At 53.3% G+C, this 17,056-nt stretch carries 9 protein-coding genes; all 9 read right to left on the bottom strand.

Translation table 11 applies throughout. The annotated features are described in order from the left end of the window. Position 1 precedes the first annotated feature (1 nt). Complete coding sequence (locus HMPREF1141_RS05035; RefSeq protein WP_009061662.1) at positions 2 to 814, bottom strand: ABC transporter permease; 813 nt, start codon at positions 812 to 814, stop codon at positions 2 to 4. Beyond that, positions 811 to 1,635, bottom strand: a complete 825-nt coding sequence (locus HMPREF1141_RS05030) for an ABC transporter permease (RefSeq protein ID WP_009061647.1) — start codon at positions 1,633 to 1,635, stop codon at positions 811 to 813. The genes HMPREF1141_RS05035 and HMPREF1141_RS05030 overlap by 4 nt, the downstream gene beginning before the upstream one ends. Beyond that, positions 1,636 to 2,769, bottom strand: a complete 1,134-nt coding sequence (potA, locus tag HMPREF1141_RS05025; protein WP_009061639.1) for a spermidine/putrescine ABC transporter ATP-binding protein — start codon at positions 2,767 to 2,769, stop codon at positions 1,636 to 1,638. It lies immediately after the preceding gene. Positions 2,770 to 3,256: 487 nt separating this feature from the next. Further along, complete coding sequence (locus tag HMPREF1141_RS05020; RefSeq protein ID WP_196795026.1) at positions 3,257 to 4,063, bottom strand: hypothetical protein; 807 nt, start codon at positions 4,061 to 4,063, stop codon at positions 3,257 to 3,259. Between the two features lie 609 nt (positions 4,064 to 4,672). Continuing rightward, a complete protein-coding gene (locus HMPREF1141_RS05015) occupies positions 4,673 to 7,774 on the bottom strand; it encodes an EAL domain-containing protein (RefSeq protein ID WP_009061691.1) in 3,102 nt (1,033 codons plus the stop codon). A 4-nt stretch (positions 7,775 to 7,778) separates the two neighbouring features. Beyond that, positions 7,779 to 10,919, bottom strand: a complete 3,141-nt coding sequence (locus HMPREF1141_RS05010) for an EAL domain-containing protein (RefSeq protein ID WP_242824561.1) — start codon at positions 10,917 to 10,919, stop codon at positions 7,779 to 7,781. Positions 10,920 to 11,272: 353 nt separating this feature from the next. Further along, entirely contained in the window at positions 11,273 to 12,397 is a 1,125-nt protein-coding gene (locus tag HMPREF1141_RS05005) for an iron-containing alcohol dehydrogenase family protein (protein WP_009061666.1), read from the bottom strand. A 723-nt stretch (positions 12,398 to 13,120) separates the two neighbouring features. Continuing rightward, the gene (locus tag HMPREF1141_RS05000; RefSeq protein WP_009061668.1) at positions 13,121 to 14,887 is read right to left on the bottom strand and encodes a [FeFe] hydrogenase, group A; all 1,767 of its coding nucleotides are present in this window, start codon (positions 14,885 to 14,887) and stop codon (positions 13,121 to 13,123) included. Continuing rightward, on the bottom strand, positions 14,881 to 16,716 hold the full coding sequence (locus HMPREF1141_RS04995; protein WP_009061774.1) for an NAD(P)-binding protein: 1,836 nt from the start codon (positions 16,714 to 16,716) through the stop codon (positions 14,881 to 14,883). The genes HMPREF1141_RS05000 and HMPREF1141_RS04995 overlap by 7 nt, the downstream gene beginning before the upstream one ends. Positions 16,717 to 17,056: the final 340 nt, after the last annotated feature.

Genomic DNA, 17,056 nt, shown 5'->3' with positions numbered 1-17,056 from the left:
CCTATGCCTCCTCCCTCTCCGCCTCCTGCTGCTTGTCCTTTGAGCGGCGGACATTGACGATCAGCAGCAGCACCAGAATCGTGCCGAACAGCAGCGTACTCAGCGCGTTGATTTCGGGGCTGATCCGTTTTCTGGTCATGGAATAAATATAAATCGGCAGTGTCTGTGTCGTTCCGCTGGTAAAGTAGCTGATGACAAAATCATCGATCGACAGCGTAAACGCCATGATCATGCCGGTGACAACGCCGGGGATGATTTCGGGCAGAACCACCTTCAAAAAGGATTTGACAGGCGGGCAGCCCAAATCCTGCGCCGCTTCATATAGGTGAGGGTCCATCTGCCGAAGCTTCGGCAGCACAGACAAAATCACATACGGCAGAGAGAACGTGACGTGCGCCAGAATCAGCGATACCATGCCGAGCGAAACCCCGCCCATCGCGCGGGCAAAGAATACAAACAGCAGCATCAGCGATACGCCTGTGACGATTTCAGGGTTTACCATCGGGAAATTCGTGATGTTCATCACGGCCTTGCGCGTAAAGCGCTTCATACCGTTGATGCCGATGGCCGCCGCCGTGCCGATCGCCGTTGCCCCCAGTGAGGAAATCAGCGCGATGATCAGCGTGTTCTGCAGCGCCTCCATAATCAGGCGATCCTGAAAGAGCTGTCGGTACCAGCGCAGCGAAAAGCCCGACCACACCGAACGGCTCATAGTGGAGGAGTCGTTAAAGGAAAAGATGATCAGAATAAAAATCGGGGCGTACAGAAACAGGTACACGAGCGCCATATACAGGCGGGATACGGTTTTTGTCATATCAGCATCCCCTCCCCGTCTTCACTGCCGCCCTCGTCAAACTGGTTCATGATGCCCATGCAGATCAGGATCAGCACCATCAGTACCAGAGAAATCGCAGAGCCGAGGTTGGGATTATAGGCACTGCCGAGGAACTGCATGTCGATCAGGTCACCGATCAAAAGGTTCCCGCCGCCGCCCAACATCTTAGAGATAATAAACGTACTGACCGACGGTACGAACACCATCGTCACGCCGGAAATGACCCCCGGCATGCTCATGGGCAGCGTCACCTTAAGGAACACCTTGCGCCGCCCGGCGCCAAGGTCCTGCGCCGCTTCGATCACGCTCTGGTCAATTTTGGTCAGCACCGAGTAAATCGGCAAAATCATATACGGAATATAGTTGTACACCATGCCGAGCACCACCGCGCCCGCCGTGTTGATCAGGTGCAGCCGGCCGAGCCCGATACTGACAAGGAAGGTATTGATGATTCCGCTGTCTTCGAGCAGGGTCATCCACGCGTAGGTACGCAGCAGAAAGTTCATCCACATGGGAAGCATGATCAGCATGATCAGAATGGCCTGCCGATGTGGGCCGGTACGCGAAATCAGGTACGCCAAAGGGTAGCCCATCAAAAGCGAGATCACCGTAGCGATCAGACCGAGCCAGATGGAACGCAGAAACACATTGGAATACTGCCCCACCTCGGTCAGGTTTTTCAGGGTGAAAGCGCCGTGCGGGTCGGTAAACGCAAAATAACCCACGAGGATCATCGGAACGATAATGAAAATTCCCATCCAGACAAGGTAAGGCGCGGACGCCGTTTTCGATTTGATCATTCAGCTCTCAGCCTCCTCTCCCTCTTCCGGGGGCTGAGAATCCTCCTCCATCTCGTCGCTGAAGGTACTGTAATCGCCAAACATGCCGGAATATTCTGATTTTTTCATAATATGGATATCGTCGGGCTGCAGAATCAGGCCGATCTCGTTGCCGACCTCCTGAAACTCCGTGGACTGGATCATCCATTTAAAATCCTGCACATCCACAATAATCTCGTAATGGACGCCCTTAAAGTTAACGGACGTTACCACGCCGGAGATATGGCCCGCCACGGGAGAAACGACCTCAATATCCTCGGGGCGGATGACGACGTCCACCGGCTCCATGGGGCGGAAGCCCTTATCAAGGCAGTCGAACCTGCGGCCGGCAAACTCCACGAGGAAGTCGCGGTGCATCACGCCATCGATGATATTGCTCTCGCCGATAAAGTCTGCGATAAAGGCGTTCTGGGGTTCGTTGTAAATATCCTGCGGCGTGCCGATCTGCTGGATGCGGCCTTTGTCCATGACCACGACGGTGTCGGACATAGAGAGGGCCTCCTCCTGATCATGTGTGACAAACACGAACGTGATGCCCAGCTGCTGCTGGATTTTCTTGAGCTCTGTCTGCATGTCTTTGCGCAGCTTCAAGTCGAGCGCGCCGAGCGGCTCGTCCAGCAAAAGCACCTTGGGCTCGTTGGCCAGCGCCCGCGCGATGGCCACGCGCTGCTGCTGCCCGCCCGAAAGCGAATTGACACTGCGGCGGGCAAAGCCGCCGAGGTTCACCATCTCGAGCATGCGGCCAACCGTTTCGCGGATCTGCGCTTCCGGCTTTTTGTGCACGCGCATGCCGAACGCAACATTTTCAAACACGTTCAGGTGCGGGAACAGGGCGTATTTTTGAAAAATGGTGTTAACCTCCCGTTTATGCGGCGGCAGGTCGTTGATTTTTTTGCCATTAAAAAAAACATCGCCTGTGTCGGGCGTTACAAATCCGCCGATAATACGCAGAGTCGTCGTTTTGCCGCAGCCCGAAGGCCCCAGCAGCGTAACGAACTCACCGTCGCGGATGTTGAGATTGAAGCTTTTCAGCACATTCTCTTTGCCAAACGACACATCAATGTTCTGTAATGAAATAATGGTGTTATTCTCCATTTGTGCATCCCCTTTGCGGTAATAGTCAAAGTTGCGCTAAACCAAAATTCCGGCTCTAACGCAAGCCCAGCCTCGCCGTATTCGTTGCCCCCCCGCAAAGGATTTTTCACAATCACTGCTGACTGCGGCAACAGAGCGAAGCCGATATTTCTTAGATGCAAACGCAACATGTAAAATAATAGAGTGAAAAACGCGATTTGTCAAGATATGATTTGATTTTTTACCGAATTTTGATATTTTATGAATATATCATACAGATCATACGGGTTTTGATTGATTTTTCTTCCATATCCTTTGATTTTCACGCTTTTTGTTTTCCATCAATCTACATAAAAAAAGCGGCAGGGGGAAAGCCCGCCCTGCCGGAATAAATAACGATGTCCAGTATGGTTGCAAAAGATTTGATCGGCGTTTACTGTCACCAGTATAGCACCGATAGATCGCCGGGTCAAATCGATCGCAGCTTTTCAAAAAGATCTGACGAAAATCAGGAAACAGGACTCAAAAGTGTTTGAGCAGCCTGCATCACATCGACAGGCACCGGCTCACTCACGGCTGTTTGCTGCGCGCTTTCGGCCGCCGTTTTTGCGGCCGCCTCGGCCAAAGCCGCGGCCTGCCGTGCCTGAGCCTCAGGCGTCAAAGTGCTCGCGGCAATAATTCCGTCGGCGCCGATGGTGTAGATCTTATCCCCGATGGTGCGGGTCGTTTTGATGGCGTACTCGCCGTTCTCGTAGTAATATTCGTTTCCGTCATATGTAACAAAGCCCGTTGTGGGGTAGCTCAGCTGAGTCAGCTTGAACCATGTTGTCCATTTGTTTCTGGCACGCCCGAAAACGGGTTCCTTTTTCATGTCATAACCAACATCGCGATTATCGACGCCGACATTGTTGCCCACATACACGCCGACATGGCCCGGCTGGTACAGGATCAGACCGTGGGTTCTGGGCAAAGAGGACCAGTCGCTGTAATTGATGGTTCCCTTCGACTTGGCATCCTTCAGCATTCCGCTTCCGGTGCCGGAAACAGACAGCAGGCTGGGATTCGGATTTGTCTTATCGCCCGTCCACCACAAATAGGATTTGATCAGGCCGGAGCAATCCGTATAACGTGCTCCGTTTCTCAGCTGGCCGTAGGAGCCGTAATTATATTTCCACTTTTCGGTATAGGCTTTCAGAACATGCTCGGACAAGCCGACGCCGGTTTTGACTTCTGCCGCCTGTGCGGGTGCGCACAGACCGGTAACGGTTAACAGACAAAAAGCAAACGCAGCGGCTGCCGCCAATAATTTCTGCATTCCTGAAATCCTCCCTGTTTTCAAATCATCCGGGAAAGACATCCCGCATTACAAAATATTACAACTGTAACAAATTGGTTACAGTTTAACATAATCCTTGGAAGATTTCAAGTTAAAATTCTATTATTTTGATTTTTTTTGGAGAGCGATTTGTAGAAAATAACAGGAATAATTTTCCAAAAGCAACAAAAGCCCCCATTCAGCGCGGATTTTCAGGGGTTGTCCCCTTAAAATTATGTCACCTGCAAATTTCATCCATGACGCGGCGTCAATTCATTTTTCCGGAATAAGGAATTTGCTCTGAGGGCTTTTCCTGATATAAAATACCGAATAATGGAGAAGATTCCCTTCGCAATCTCTTCCAGTGGCTTTATGTTTGGTACGCTCTTTCATCGCCCTTTGATTGCATTCCACCGTGTTTACATCATATTGGCGACATCAAAGATACCATTGCCATACCTCTACTTAAAATTGGCGTTTTTGTTGAAAGTCATCAAACTGCTCTGAATTTTATCTGCACGGCATAACCGATGAAACTTTTTCGTGAAAGTCAAAAAACCAATCCCCGGAAAACTCCACCGTTACGGCAGGCTCTTCCGGGGATTGCTTTCATAGTCCCGTGCTGTATGTATTCTCTTTCTGTGTGCACAGAGTCTCCCGCAGCAGAGCCTCTGCCTCATCTGCGGGCATTGGGCGGTAACAATAGAAGCCCTGCACCTCGTCGCACATCCGCTGGCTGAGAAAATCCAGCTGAGGTTCCGTTTCCACTCCCTCGGCAGTCACCTTCATTTTCAGGTTCTTGGCAAGATTGATAATCACCTTTGAGATTGCCCGGTCCTTATTGTTTTTTTCAATGCCGTGAACAAACTGCATATCCATTTTGATCCGGTCAACCGGCAGAAGCTTTAACCGGCTGAGAGAGGAATACTCCGTGCCGAAATCATCGATGGAGATCGACACGCCCAGTGCCTTTAACCGGTGGAGCACCGTAATGATGTGATCTGTATTGCCGTTTGCCACGCTCTCGGTAACCTCCAGCTCCAGACAGTTCGGCGGAAGCTCCATCGTCTGCAAGATTTCCTTGACCAGCGGAATAAACTTCGGGTTCCTGAGCTGCTGCACTGAGACGTTGACCGCCATGCGCAGATTCGTGCAGCCCATCCCCAGCCAGAGCTGATTCTGCCGGCAGGCCTCGCGCATCACCCATTCGCCGATCGCATAAATCAGTCCGGTCTGCTCTGCCAGTGGAATAAATTCCGTCGGGCTGACGATCCCCCGACCCGGCAGATTCCAGCGGGCCAAAGCCTCCATCCCCACAATCCGGCGCGTGGCCACGTCGATCTGCGGCTGATAATGCAGCAGAAGCTGATTTTTTTCCAACGCATGGTAAAGCTGGTTCACAAGCTGCGTTTTGGCCTGTATTTCATCCTTGATTTCCTGAGAGCAAAACACATAACGGCCCTTCCCCTCACTTTTGGCGCGGTACATAGCTGTGTCCGCATTTTTGAGGAGCACCTCCGGGTCATCCCCGTCCTGCGGGTAAACAGCCACACCGGCACTCACCGAAATAAAGAACTCCTGTTCCGCCAATAGGATAGGCTTCTGCACTACCTTCATCAACCGATCCATGATCGCGGTCAGCTCCTCCTGTGAGGCAATCTGGCTGAGCATCAAAATGAACTCATCCCCGCCAAAGCGGGCTACCGTATCCCCATCCCGAATCGAGCTGCTCAGTGCCTTGGCGACCTCAATCAAAAGCCGATCCCCCTGGCCGTGCCCTAACGTATCGTTCACCGATTTGAACGCATCCAGATCCAGGAACACGACGCCGATCATTTTGCGGTCTCTTTTCGCATGGGGAATCCATTCGCTGAGCCTTTCCTTAAACAGGGTGCGGTTCGGCAAACCGGTCAGCTGATCGTGAAACGCCAAGTAATTCAGCTCTTTTTCATCATCCGCCTTAATGACAGCATCGGAAAGGATGAGCCCGACAACCTCGACAAACGCGATGGAATCCAGATTCCACATGGAAAACGGACGGCCCGCATGAAACCCGACGAATCCCATGAGCTCACCCTTGTTCCGGATCGGCACGGCAACAAGGGCGCGGATGCCCTGTGCAAGCAATTGGGCTCGCACCTCTGCGGCCTCCGTAGGCAGGAAGAGAGTATCCTTCAGCACAAGAGCCTCATCGCCTTGGAACCGACGGAACATCTCTGAGCGAATATTTTGTATGGCGTCGCTTAATGTGCCGCGGGGCAGGTCTGCCGCTTCCGACATCCACTCCACCGCATAGCGCACGGTATTTGTCTGCATGTTCATCAGTACCAGGCAGGCCCGGTCACATTCGATAAAGCGCCCGCACTCCTCCAGCGCCGCATACAGCTTTTGATCGATATTCATTTCGCCGGAGGATACGAAGCTGTGTGAAATATCTGACGCGATGGACTGCATGGTAACATGGTTGATGTTTTCCTGAAGCCTGGTCGTATAAATTTTATTGACGTACATTGCAAAAATAGCGGCAAAGGCAATCACTCCCATCCGGTCCAGATAATATTTTCCGGACAGCACAATCACTTCGGGCGGCGTGTAGCCCCACGCAAACAGCTGCGTTAAAAACGCAGTAACGATCACGGTTGAAAGGATAATAAGGCGGTTGAAGAGCAGACAGATGATCATAAGCAAAAAAACAAATGACCAGGCGATAAAGATTCCCTCATCGGCAAACCAAAGCGTGTAAAACGGAATCATCAGCGCAAAGGACAAAGATACCAGCATTTCCTTCGCATTGTCCTCAAGCCGCAAATGTTCAATCGAAGCCAGAAAGATGCCAAGAAGCACCAGCAGCCCGCTCACCACCTGCACGGGGATGGCGTTCTGATGCCCGGTATAAAAAGACCGGTCTGTCAGCAGCAGACACGCACCGACAAACAGCATCAGCCCCAAATAGAGGTAAACGTTCGTGCGGGCCGATTTGGAAAGGATCATCTCGTTCTGGCTGATGGCGACCGGCTGCAGAAAATGGTACCGGTTGATGCAGTAGCCAACCGCAAAAATCATCACCAGCGCAAAAATGGCTGCCACCTGCGGAAAACGGATGTGAAAAAAGACGGGCAGAACGTCTGTGATGTACCCCAGCACAGCGGCAAAGAAAAAGGAAAAAGAGATAATTTTGGCCTGCTTTTTTTCATCGTTCGAAGTGGAGTGCCGCCCCCACCGCAGCAGCAGAACTACAGCCACAGCGGCGTAAAGGACGATATAAATATAATAAAACCAGTCCCATCCGTCCGTCTTTGAGATGTTCACCCAGCCGTGTTCCGTATGAACCAGCGTATCAGGATTCCGGTCAAAAAGCGGCAGAACGGTGTAGGCATAGACCGACACAGCGGCAGGCAGATAAATCAGGAAAAATAACCACCGTTTTTTCAGCAGTCCCTCCCGCCCTGTCAGCAGCAGAACGGCGTGCATCGTCAGGCTGCCGATGATCCCCCAGCCCAGCGGCGCAATGCGGCGGCCGACAGAACAGATTTCTTCCGTCCGGGCCGCGCCGGTGAGTGCAAGGCCAAACGCCCATACCGCAAGCGTCGCGCAGATCGCCAAAAACAACCGGTTCAGGCGCGTTACGCTGCCGTGAACGGCGTAAAGCCCGCAGGCCACCGCGGCGCCGCAGGTTGTTAAAAGCAATACGCTGTACGTTTCTATGATCAAATCATCACTCCTCATTGCCGCTGCGGTCGGTCTGCTCCCTCACGGACGATTCCTTTTCATCCACCTGCCGGATCACTCTGCGGCCAAAATCCGGGCAGCGGCGGAAAACCTTCTCCAGCTCCTCCGGGGGCATTGGCCTGTAATAATAAAAGCCCTGCACCTCGTCGCACATTCTGCGGCTTAAAAAACGAAGCTGCTCCTCGGTTTCCACCCCCTCGGCGATCACCTTCATCTCAAGGCTTTTCCCAAGGCTGATGATGGCCTGCGCGATCGCCCGGTCTTTATCGCTTCGCTCGATCCCCCTGACAAACTGCATGTCCATCTTGATCCGGTCGATCGGCAGCAGCTTTAATCGCTCCAGAGAGGAATATTCCGTTCCAAAATCGTCGATCGAAAGGCAGACCCCCAGCCGCTTGAGCTGATTCATCAAAACGACCATATCGATATTGCCGCTGTTGGCCCCGCTCTCGGTCACCTCCAGTTCCAGATACTTTGGGGGAAGCCCTGTTTTCTCGAGCACCTGTGCTACCTGCTGCACAAATCCTCTGTTTTCCAGCTGATGTACAGAGATATTTACGGCTATGCGTACCGGGGGAAGACCCATGTCCTGCCACGCCTTACACTTGGCGCAGGCGGTTTCGAGCACCCACGCGCCGATGGACTGAATCAGCCCCGTCTGTTCCGCCAAGGGAATAAAAACGGTTGGGCTGACAGACCCTCGGTCCGGCAGCTCCCACCGCAGAAGGGCCTCGATCCCAACAATTTTCCCGGTTTGCAGATCGATCTGCGGTTGATAGTGAACCCTGAGCTGCTTTTTTTCCATCGCGCGGTAAAGCAGGTTACTCAGCCGCGCATTTTCCATCGCTTTGTCCTTATAGGCCTGCAGACACAAGGCGTATTGGTTTTTGCCGTGCCCTTTCGCCTCGTACATGGCAATGTCGGCGTTTTTCATCAGTGTTTCGGCATCTGTTCCATCGTACGGATACAACGACACGCCGATGCTGGCGGTCATATAAAAATCCTGGCCGCGCAGAACGATCGGCCTTTGAATGGCCTCCAAAACCCTGCGGATTGCCTGAACCAGTTCCTCCTCGTCCGCCACCCGGCTCAGCATCAGTACAAATTCATCCCCGCCGATCCGCGCCACCACGTCGCCTGCCCCAATGCTGCCGGCAATCGCCTTTGAAACCTCCCGAAGAAGCAGGTCGCCCGTATCGTGCCCCAGAGTATCGTTGATCGATTTAAAGGCATCCAGATCGATGAAAGCCACTGCGATTTTGATATTTTCTTTCTGAGCACGTTCCATTTCCAGATTCAGCTGGTGCTTGAAGGACAGGCGGTTCGGCAGCCCTGTGAGCGTATCGTGAAACGCAGACCATTCGATCCTTCTGCGATCGTCGAGCTTAATGGCCGCATCGGTGATCGTATCGGCCACAAGGGACAAAAACAGCGGCGGCTCCTTTGCCCAATCCGGATGCACCGAAGACGACGTAAAGCTCATAAAGCCAAACTCTTCCCCGTTCCTGACAATGGAGGTCAGAACAAATCCGCGGATTCCCATCTGCCGCAGCTGGGTCTTCACCATTTCTGCCTCCAGCGGCAGCTGTTCGACGTCCGGAACCACAAGCACCCGGCTATCGGGAATTCGATCGAGAAGCTCCCTGCACAAAAACGGGGCGCCATCCTTGCAGATGGTGGGAATGGAAGCGGCCGTGCCCGCCCGCCACTCACGACAGTACTGGATCACCCTGTTTTGGGGATTCCAAAGGGCCAGATACGCCCATTCACACTGAACGAACGGGCCGCATTTAGAAAGCAGGCTCTCAATCTTCTCATCGAAGCTTTTCTCATCCACCGAAATCATGCTGTACGCAACCTCGGCGATCAGCGTCTGGCGGTACGCGTGGCCGGCATTTTCCCGAAGCCTGTTCCGGTATACCCGGCTGATGTAAAAACTCATGATACCGGCCAGCGCGATCAGGCCCAGCCGAACCATATAGTCCGCGGAATCGAGCCTTACCACCGCAAACGGTGTAACACAGTAGACCAGCAGTTGGGTCTGCCCGGCGGAAAGCAGAATGGTAATGAGCAGAATCCGTTTATTGAACAGCAGGCCGACCATCAGCAGCAGAAAAAAGAACGTCCAGATCGTAATACTGCCGTAAACTGCGAATCGCAGGGTGACAAAAGGAATCAGCAAAGAAAACAGCACCGCAAAAAGGAGCTCTTTGAACAGCTCGTTGAACACAAGCCTGCTGAGAAATAAAATGAAGCCGCCGGTCAGCATCAGCAGCCCGCTGAACAAAAAGGAAGAGGACAGCATGGTCTCTCGATAAAAAAAGTGCTGGCTGAGCAGGTTCATCAAGCTCCCAAAAAGAAAAAAGAAGCCTAAAATCTGATACAGCATGGTGCGGTTCGCGCGGTCCAAAATGGTTTCGTTGGGGTTCCCCGCAGCGGGCTGCATAAAGCCATATCGCCTGACGCAATGGCTCACCGCCAGAACAGGCAGCAGGGAAAAAATCGGCGCAATGCTCGGAGTATGGATCCCCAGCAGGGGCAGAATCACTTCCGTCACCGTGCCGAGCGCAATACAGACCCACAGAGAAACCAGAAGCAGACGCGCCTGATTTCGCACTTCCGCCGACGCCGTTTTAGAGCCCCAGTTTTTCAGCAGCAGCGCAATGATAATGAAGTACACAATATAATAACAGCAAAACGCGGTATACCAGCCGCTTAAGGGAATAGTCGCCCAGCCAAGCGCTGTTTGGACCATATGGTCCCGTCTCGCCCCAAGCAGCGGCCGCAGCGCCAGACCATAAAGGAAAACCGTGCCCGGCAGATAAATCAGTACGGGAATCCACGGCCTTTTTAAAAACGGGGGAGGTTCGGTTAGAAACAGGATATAGTGCAGCAGAAATGCAAATATCGTTATATAACCAACGGGTGCAAGGCGGCTCCCCCAAAAACGGATGGCCGGCAAGGAACCGACGGTCTGAATCGCCAGACCAAGCGACCATAGGAAAACGGAACCCCCCATGGCTGCAAATATTCTGTTGATGACAGGCCGGTAATTGCCCTGAACCGTGTACAGCACACATGCAATCGAAGCTCCGCCGCTCGCCATGAGCAACACTGGTAACAGCAAAAAGAGTTCCACCTTTTTTCCTCCAACAACAGGATGGTCTGTCATTCCATCGATAAAAACAATAAAGAAACTTGTTTTATTATTTAATCGGTTCAATCGCCCAGGAATGAAGAGAGTGAAAGTTAAAAATAAATATTATTTATAAAAACAGGCGCTTATCCGCAAAATTCCGCTTTCGTTTTAGAAAGAAACATCAGAAAAACAGGTGTCAGAAAAAGCCGACACCTGTTTTGTTGTCGTACTGATCTTTCCGGTGCTTCCGGACACGGGCACATCCGGCTATCGCCTACCGCCCGCTGCCGATTTTTATTTGTAGAAACAAATTTTATAGATTCCGCCCTGTCAGACCAGATTCAGATACTGCCGCGGGCAAGCGCTTTGCGCCCGGCCCTGTCGGCCTCGAGAACCGCCTGAATGAACTTCTCTTCCGTAGGGTTGCCGGGGGCATATTCCCACTCCACCACAGAGGAAGCCTTTTTCGTGACCACCGGCAGATCCGCTTCGGTCAGACCGATCTGCTCCATGGTAACAGGAAGCCCAATGCTGCGGTTAAAATCCAGAATCCTGTCCCGCTCTTCTGTCTGATTATCATACGTCAAAAGACAGAGTACGCCGAAGGAAACAATCTCGCCGTGCAGGTGCTTTTCACAGGCGGGAATCAGAGAGCTGCCGTAATACACGCAGTGGGCCAGCGAGCTATTGTAATAGTAATTATCCTTGGGGTCGGGCTGATTCTGGTGCACGGTGCAGTTTGAAACGATCCCTGTTAAAATGATAATATCCAAAGCGACCTGCTCCAGCTCGAACGAAACCCGTTTGTTTTTGCAGTCCTGCAGCGCCCGGCTGCCGAAGGTAAGCAGCGGAGAGGTGCAGGTTTTTGAAATCCCCAGACCCAGCAGCGGCAGATGGTGCATTTTTTTGCCGCGGCAGGCAAACACCACCTCGTACTCCTTAGAAAGCGCATCGCCAATACCTGCCCAGAACATTTCGTACGGGGATTCCGCAATGATTCTGGTATTGATAAACGTATGGCAGGCGGGCTGCTTTTGGTAGTAATACTGCCGGAAGGAACCGTCTGTGTTGTAGATCACGCTCAGGTTCGTGCAGGCCGCACAGTTGGAAGCCAGCGTCGGGAAGGTAAACACGGGCTTATCCAGCAGATCACCGAGGGTTTTTACCGTATCGCAGGCCCGGCCGCCGCCGACCGCAAACAGCATATCCGCCTTTTGAACCAGTTCCTCCCGGCGGAGCTTCTCCACGTTTTCCATGGTGGAATCGCCGCCGTACCATAAAAATCCGAGAAGCTCTACCCTGGAACCCTCGATCCCTTTGATGAGCGCATCCTTCGCTTTTTCCATCGCAGTTTTGCCGCCGATCACGACCGCCTTATTGCCGTAGTTTCTTGTCAGAAACGGAATTTCCTGATAGCAGTCTTCCCCCACACTGTAATTCGGCAAATAAATATTCTGGCTTTTCATTTTTCCTGCTCCTCTTTTCTTTTCGAATCATAATCACTTTAAGGTTTTCTTCTCTGCCGCAGGCGTGGGAAGAAACCGCTATACTTTTACAAGGTCATTTTCAAACGAATCGCCCATCATCCAATCATTTTCGGGCATAAAAAAAGGACCCGCCCGTATTAGGACGAATCGATCGTGGTACCACCTAATTTCACGTGAAAGAATTGCCTTCACGCCTTATCACAACACAGGCATCCTGCGCCGTTTCCCATTTCTACGGCGGGCTTCCGTCAGAACCTACTGAGGGGCCAGCCCCTTTCAGCCTGCAGCTCCAAGAGGATTTTGAGCTCACCGCCGGGGAAACGTTCCCATCATCCGTTTCTCTCTTCGCTCGGTTGAGATGAGTCTACTTGTTCTTTTCACAGCTTTTTTATTAAGTTGTATGAAATTCTGTACAATAAAGATATACCACAGCAGGCAGTTCTTGTCAAGCCGATTGCTAAAAAGCCGGTTGACGAAACACACAGATTGCCAAGGTAAAAGACAGAGTATCTGCATGCGAGAAAAAACGCAAACGGGATCGGCCGGAAACAAAGCTCTCGGCTGATCCCGTTTGACAGCGTTAAGCGAAATCTTTTTTATCGTCAACTCACTTTCAATAACCTGTGCAAGTACAGTGAATTCCTCCCCCGCCTGCGGCGGGGGAGGAATTTGATCACTTTTTAAGGTGGTATTCCGATCAAATCAATAGACCTCATTTGACCGATCCTGATCAAGATACGGGGAAAGCGGACACTCCCACTTCTTATGCTTGGTATGAAGCAGCTTGTGGGAACGCTCCGACAGCGGCTTTTCAAAATAATCGCGATAAGCCCCGAGCACCGCCGGATTTTCATGAGAGAAGCGCAGCGTATTCCCTTTATCTAGCTCGTAGAGCTGTTCGCCGCGAATCTGCGCGAATTCCATGCCGTCTGTAATCGGCTGGCCGCCGCCCCCGGCGCAGCCGCCCGGACAGGCCATCACTTCAACAAAATCATACGCGGTTCTCCCTGTGCGGATCGACTCCATCAGCTTTCTCGCGTTCCCGAGCCCGTTGACCACAGCCACCCGCAGAGTGCGGTCGGCAATGCGGAAATTCGCTTCCTTCCAGCCCTGCATACCGCCAACCTCAAGGAACGCTTCGGGGTCGGGATTTTCTCCCGTCGCCAGGTAATATGCTGAGCGTAGGGCCGCCTGCATCACGCCGCCGGTGGTACCGAAAATCACGGCCGCGCCGGTACCGACGCCGAGCGGCATATCAAACTCCTCTTCCTGAAGCTCAGACACCAGAATATGCTCCGCGCGGATCATGCGGTCGATCTCGCGCGTCGTCAGCACCAGATCAACGTCCTGCCCCGCTCCGGCATCATTGAGCACCTTCTGCGCGCATTCGTCCTTTTTGGCAAGGCACGGCATCACAGAAATGGAATAAATCTGTTTCGGGTCTACGTTCAGCAAATCCGCATAGTAGCTTTTGGCCACGGCGCCAAACATCTGCTGGGGTGATTTGGCGCTGGAAAGGTTGCCAACCATATCGGGATACTGCGATTTGATAAACCGCACCCACCCGGGACAGCACGAGGTAAACATCGGGAACCGGGCAGCTTCGGGGTGGCCCAGCTTTTCCAGCAGCTCGCTGCCTTCTTCCATGATGGTGAGGTCGGCGGCGAAATTCGTATCGAAAATATAACGGAATCCCATTTTGCGCAGCGCCGCAACAAGTCGCTTCACCGTCGCCTGCTCACGCGGCAGACCGAACGGCTCTCCCCACGCCGCGCGCACGGAGGGCGCAATCTGAACCACCGTGATTTTATCCGGGTCCGCCAGCGCGGCAAACGCTTTTTCAGTATCATCGCGCTCGCGCAGCGCGCCTACCGGACAGTGTGTGATGCACTGACCGCAGAGCGCACAGTCGGAATCCTCTATCTTCCGGTTCCAGGTAACGTCTACCGTTGTACGGGAGCCGGTATTTGCCACATCCCAGATATGCATGCCCTGAATCTCATCACAGATCTGAATGCAGCGCATACACTTGATGCACTTGGAAAAATCGCGGATCAGCGGGAAGCGTTTGTTCCACTCTGAAACCGGCAGCTCGCGCTGATACGGCAGGTCGAGAATGCCGAGATCGTTTGCGATCCGCTGCAGGCCGCAGTTGCCGCTGCGCACGCAGGTGGAACAGTAGCAGTCGTGCTGTGAAAGAATCAGCTCGACAATTCCCCGGCGGGCTTCACGGACGCGCGGGCTGTTGGTGTAAACCACCATTCCCTCTTCCACCCGGTTATTGCACGAGGCCACAAGCTTATCCTTTCCGGCCAGCTCGACCACGCACACCCGGCAGGCCCCGATTTCGTTGATGCCCTTCAGGTAGCAGAGCGTGGGAATATGGATTCCAACGGAGGCCGCCGCATCCAGAATCGTGGAGCCTTCCTCCACCTCATACGCCTTGTGATTGATCGTAACCGTTACCATCTGTAAGCCCTCCCCCCTTTGAACACGCCATAGCCGAAGTGATCACAGCGCAGGCACCGCGAGGATTCCTGTGCGGCTTCCTGATCGGTCATGCCGCTTTCCATCAGATCAAAGTCGTTCTTTCGCTCATCCGATTCCCGCTCCGTCAGGTTTACCCTGCCGCAGGGGGTTCTGTCGTCCATATTGGCGGGGGGAATGACCACATCCGTCGTGATCTCGTGATGATATCCCAAGAAGTTATCGATATTGGCGGCAGCCACTTTACCGGCGGCCACGGCCTTGATCACCGTTGCGGGCCCGCTGACGCAGTCGCCGCCGGCAAACAGATTCGGAATATTGTCTACCCGGGCGCAGCTTTGCGCGATGATGCTTCCCCTGCTGACCGGCACGCCATATTCCGCAAACGGCCCATACTCCACGCTCTGGCCGATGGCCGATACGATCAGATCACAGGGAATCCGGCGTTCTTCCATATCCGCGTCCACCGGTTTCGGGCGCCCGGCGGAATCCATGTTGCCGATGATCTGGGGGCGGACCCACAGCGCGGCGACGTCGCCGTCTTCGGTGGCTTCAATCCGGGAGGGCGCCTGCAGACACAAAATCCGGCAACCCTCATTTGCGGCACCCTGCACCTCTTCCGGCAGAGCGGTCATGTCCTCCTCACGGCGGCGATAAACGATCGCGACCTTCTCCGCGCCAAGACGCACGGCAGAGCGGGCCGCATCCATCGCAACGTTTCCTCCGCCGATCACCACCACGGTTTTCCCGGCAAAGCCGGATTTCACATTGTTGCCGATTGCGCGCAGCATATCCACCGCGGAGAGGACACCGCGGCTGTTTTCGCCCGGAATGCCGATCTTTCTGTCTGAATGCGCGCCGATCGCGATGTAAACCGCATCATATGTTCCCGTCAGGTCGGAAATTTCGATATCCTTGCCGACGTTGACTCCGGTTTTCACCTGAACCCCGGTAGAGAGAATCGCCTCAATATCGTCCCAGAGCCGCTCACGCGGCAGGCGATAGCTCGGGATGCCATACCGCAGCATTCCGCCCAGATGCGGCTGCTTTTCGTAAACGGTGACGCTGTGACCCATCAGGGACAGATAATAAGCGGTGCTCAGTCCGCCCGGCCCAGCCCCAATGACCGCCACCTGTTTGCCGGTTGCAGGCGCGCAAACCGGCGCGGAAACCTTGCCCGCGTGGTCGACGGCATAGCGTTTGATCCCGCGGATATTGATGGAAGCGTCGATCATGTTCCTTCTGCAGCGCGCCTCGCAGGGGTGCTCGCAGACAAACGCGCAGGCCGTCGGGAACGGATTGTCCTTTCGGATGAGCTGAACCGCGTCGGCATACCTGCCCGCGTGCACCAGGGCAATATACCCCGGGATGTCCACCCCGGCAGGACACAGCGCAACGCAGGGAACCGGCTGATTCAGGCTGCACGTACATCGGCCCGTCACAACGTGCTCCACGTAATCCTCGCGGAAGCCCCGGACCCCTTTGAGCACCATGTCGGCCGCCTCGTAGCCGATCGCACAGTCTGCCGACTGCACAATAATGGAGGCCGTCCGCTCAATCAAATCTATGGTTTCCATTGTAGCCTTCTGATCCAGCACATCCTCCAGCAGGTGTTCCAGCTGTGCAAGTCCAATGCGGCACGGCACGCATTTTCCGCACGTCTGCGCCCTGCAGATTTTTAGAAAGGATGCCGCCAGATCGACGGGACACAGGTTTGGAGGGCTGGCAATGATCCGGCGTTCCAGATCGCGGTAAAGCTTTTCGACAGTGGTTTGTGCTCTATTCGGTGTAATAATTTCAAGTCTGCTCATGTTTCTGACCACTCCCAATTCAGAAAATACGAAACTGCAACAATTATAATATAATTTCAGGGGAGTGTAAATGATTTTTCGGTAAATATTTATCAAACAAATTTGGCAATTATTCAAATTTTGTTAAAATTGCTGCAAACCTATCTCCTCAACTTGCTTTCGGGAGTATTCCCGGCGTTATACAGAAGAGCAATCCAAGGCGATTACCCACATAGACCAAGTACATTAAAAAATACAGACGAAACCCGGCGGACGAGCCATTGGCTCATCTGCCGGGTTTCCCACACGATCAATCCACGCTGATCAAACCACACAAAACAAATCTATCAAAAAGTGCTCT

The sequence above is a fragment of the Clostridium sp. MSTE9 genome (assembly GCF_000277625.1).
Taxonomy (GTDB): Bacteria; Bacillota; Clostridia; order Oscillospirales; family Acutalibacteraceae; genus Faecalispora; species Faecalispora jeddahensis.
The sequence above is the reverse complement of the archived record's forward strand: the minus strand, read 5'-3'. Positions and strand labels throughout refer to the sequence as shown.

What these genes read in the sequence shown, in the direction of transcription:
- HMPREF1141_RS05035 (WP_009061662.1), bottom strand. Translation starts at nt 814, where the DNA reads ATGACAAAAACCGTATCCCGCCTGTATATGGCGCTCGTGTACCTGTTT.
- HMPREF1141_RS04995 (WP_009061774.1), bottom strand. Translation starts at nt 16,716, where the DNA reads ATGAGCAGACTTGAAATTATTACACCGAATAGAGCACAAACCACTGTC.
- HMPREF1141_RS05000 (WP_009061668.1), bottom strand. Translation starts at nt 14,887, where the DNA reads ATGGTAACGGTTACGATCAATCACAAGGCGTATGAGGTGGAGGAAGGC.
- HMPREF1141_RS05030 (WP_009061647.1), bottom strand. Translation starts at nt 1,635, where the DNA reads ATGATCAAATCGAAAACGGCGTCCGCGCCTTACCTTGTCTGGATGGGA.
- HMPREF1141_RS05005 (WP_009061666.1), bottom strand. Translation starts at nt 12,397, where the DNA reads ATGAAAAGCCAGAATATTTATTTGCCGAATTACAGTGTGGGGGAAGAC.
- HMPREF1141_RS05020 (WP_196795026.1), bottom strand. Translation starts at nt 4,063, where the DNA reads ATGCAGAAATTATTGGCGGCAGCCGCTGCGTTTGCTTTTTGTCTGTTA.
- potA (WP_009061639.1), bottom strand. Translation starts at nt 2,769, where the DNA reads ATGGAGAATAACACCATTATTTCATTACAGAACATTGATGTGTCGTTT.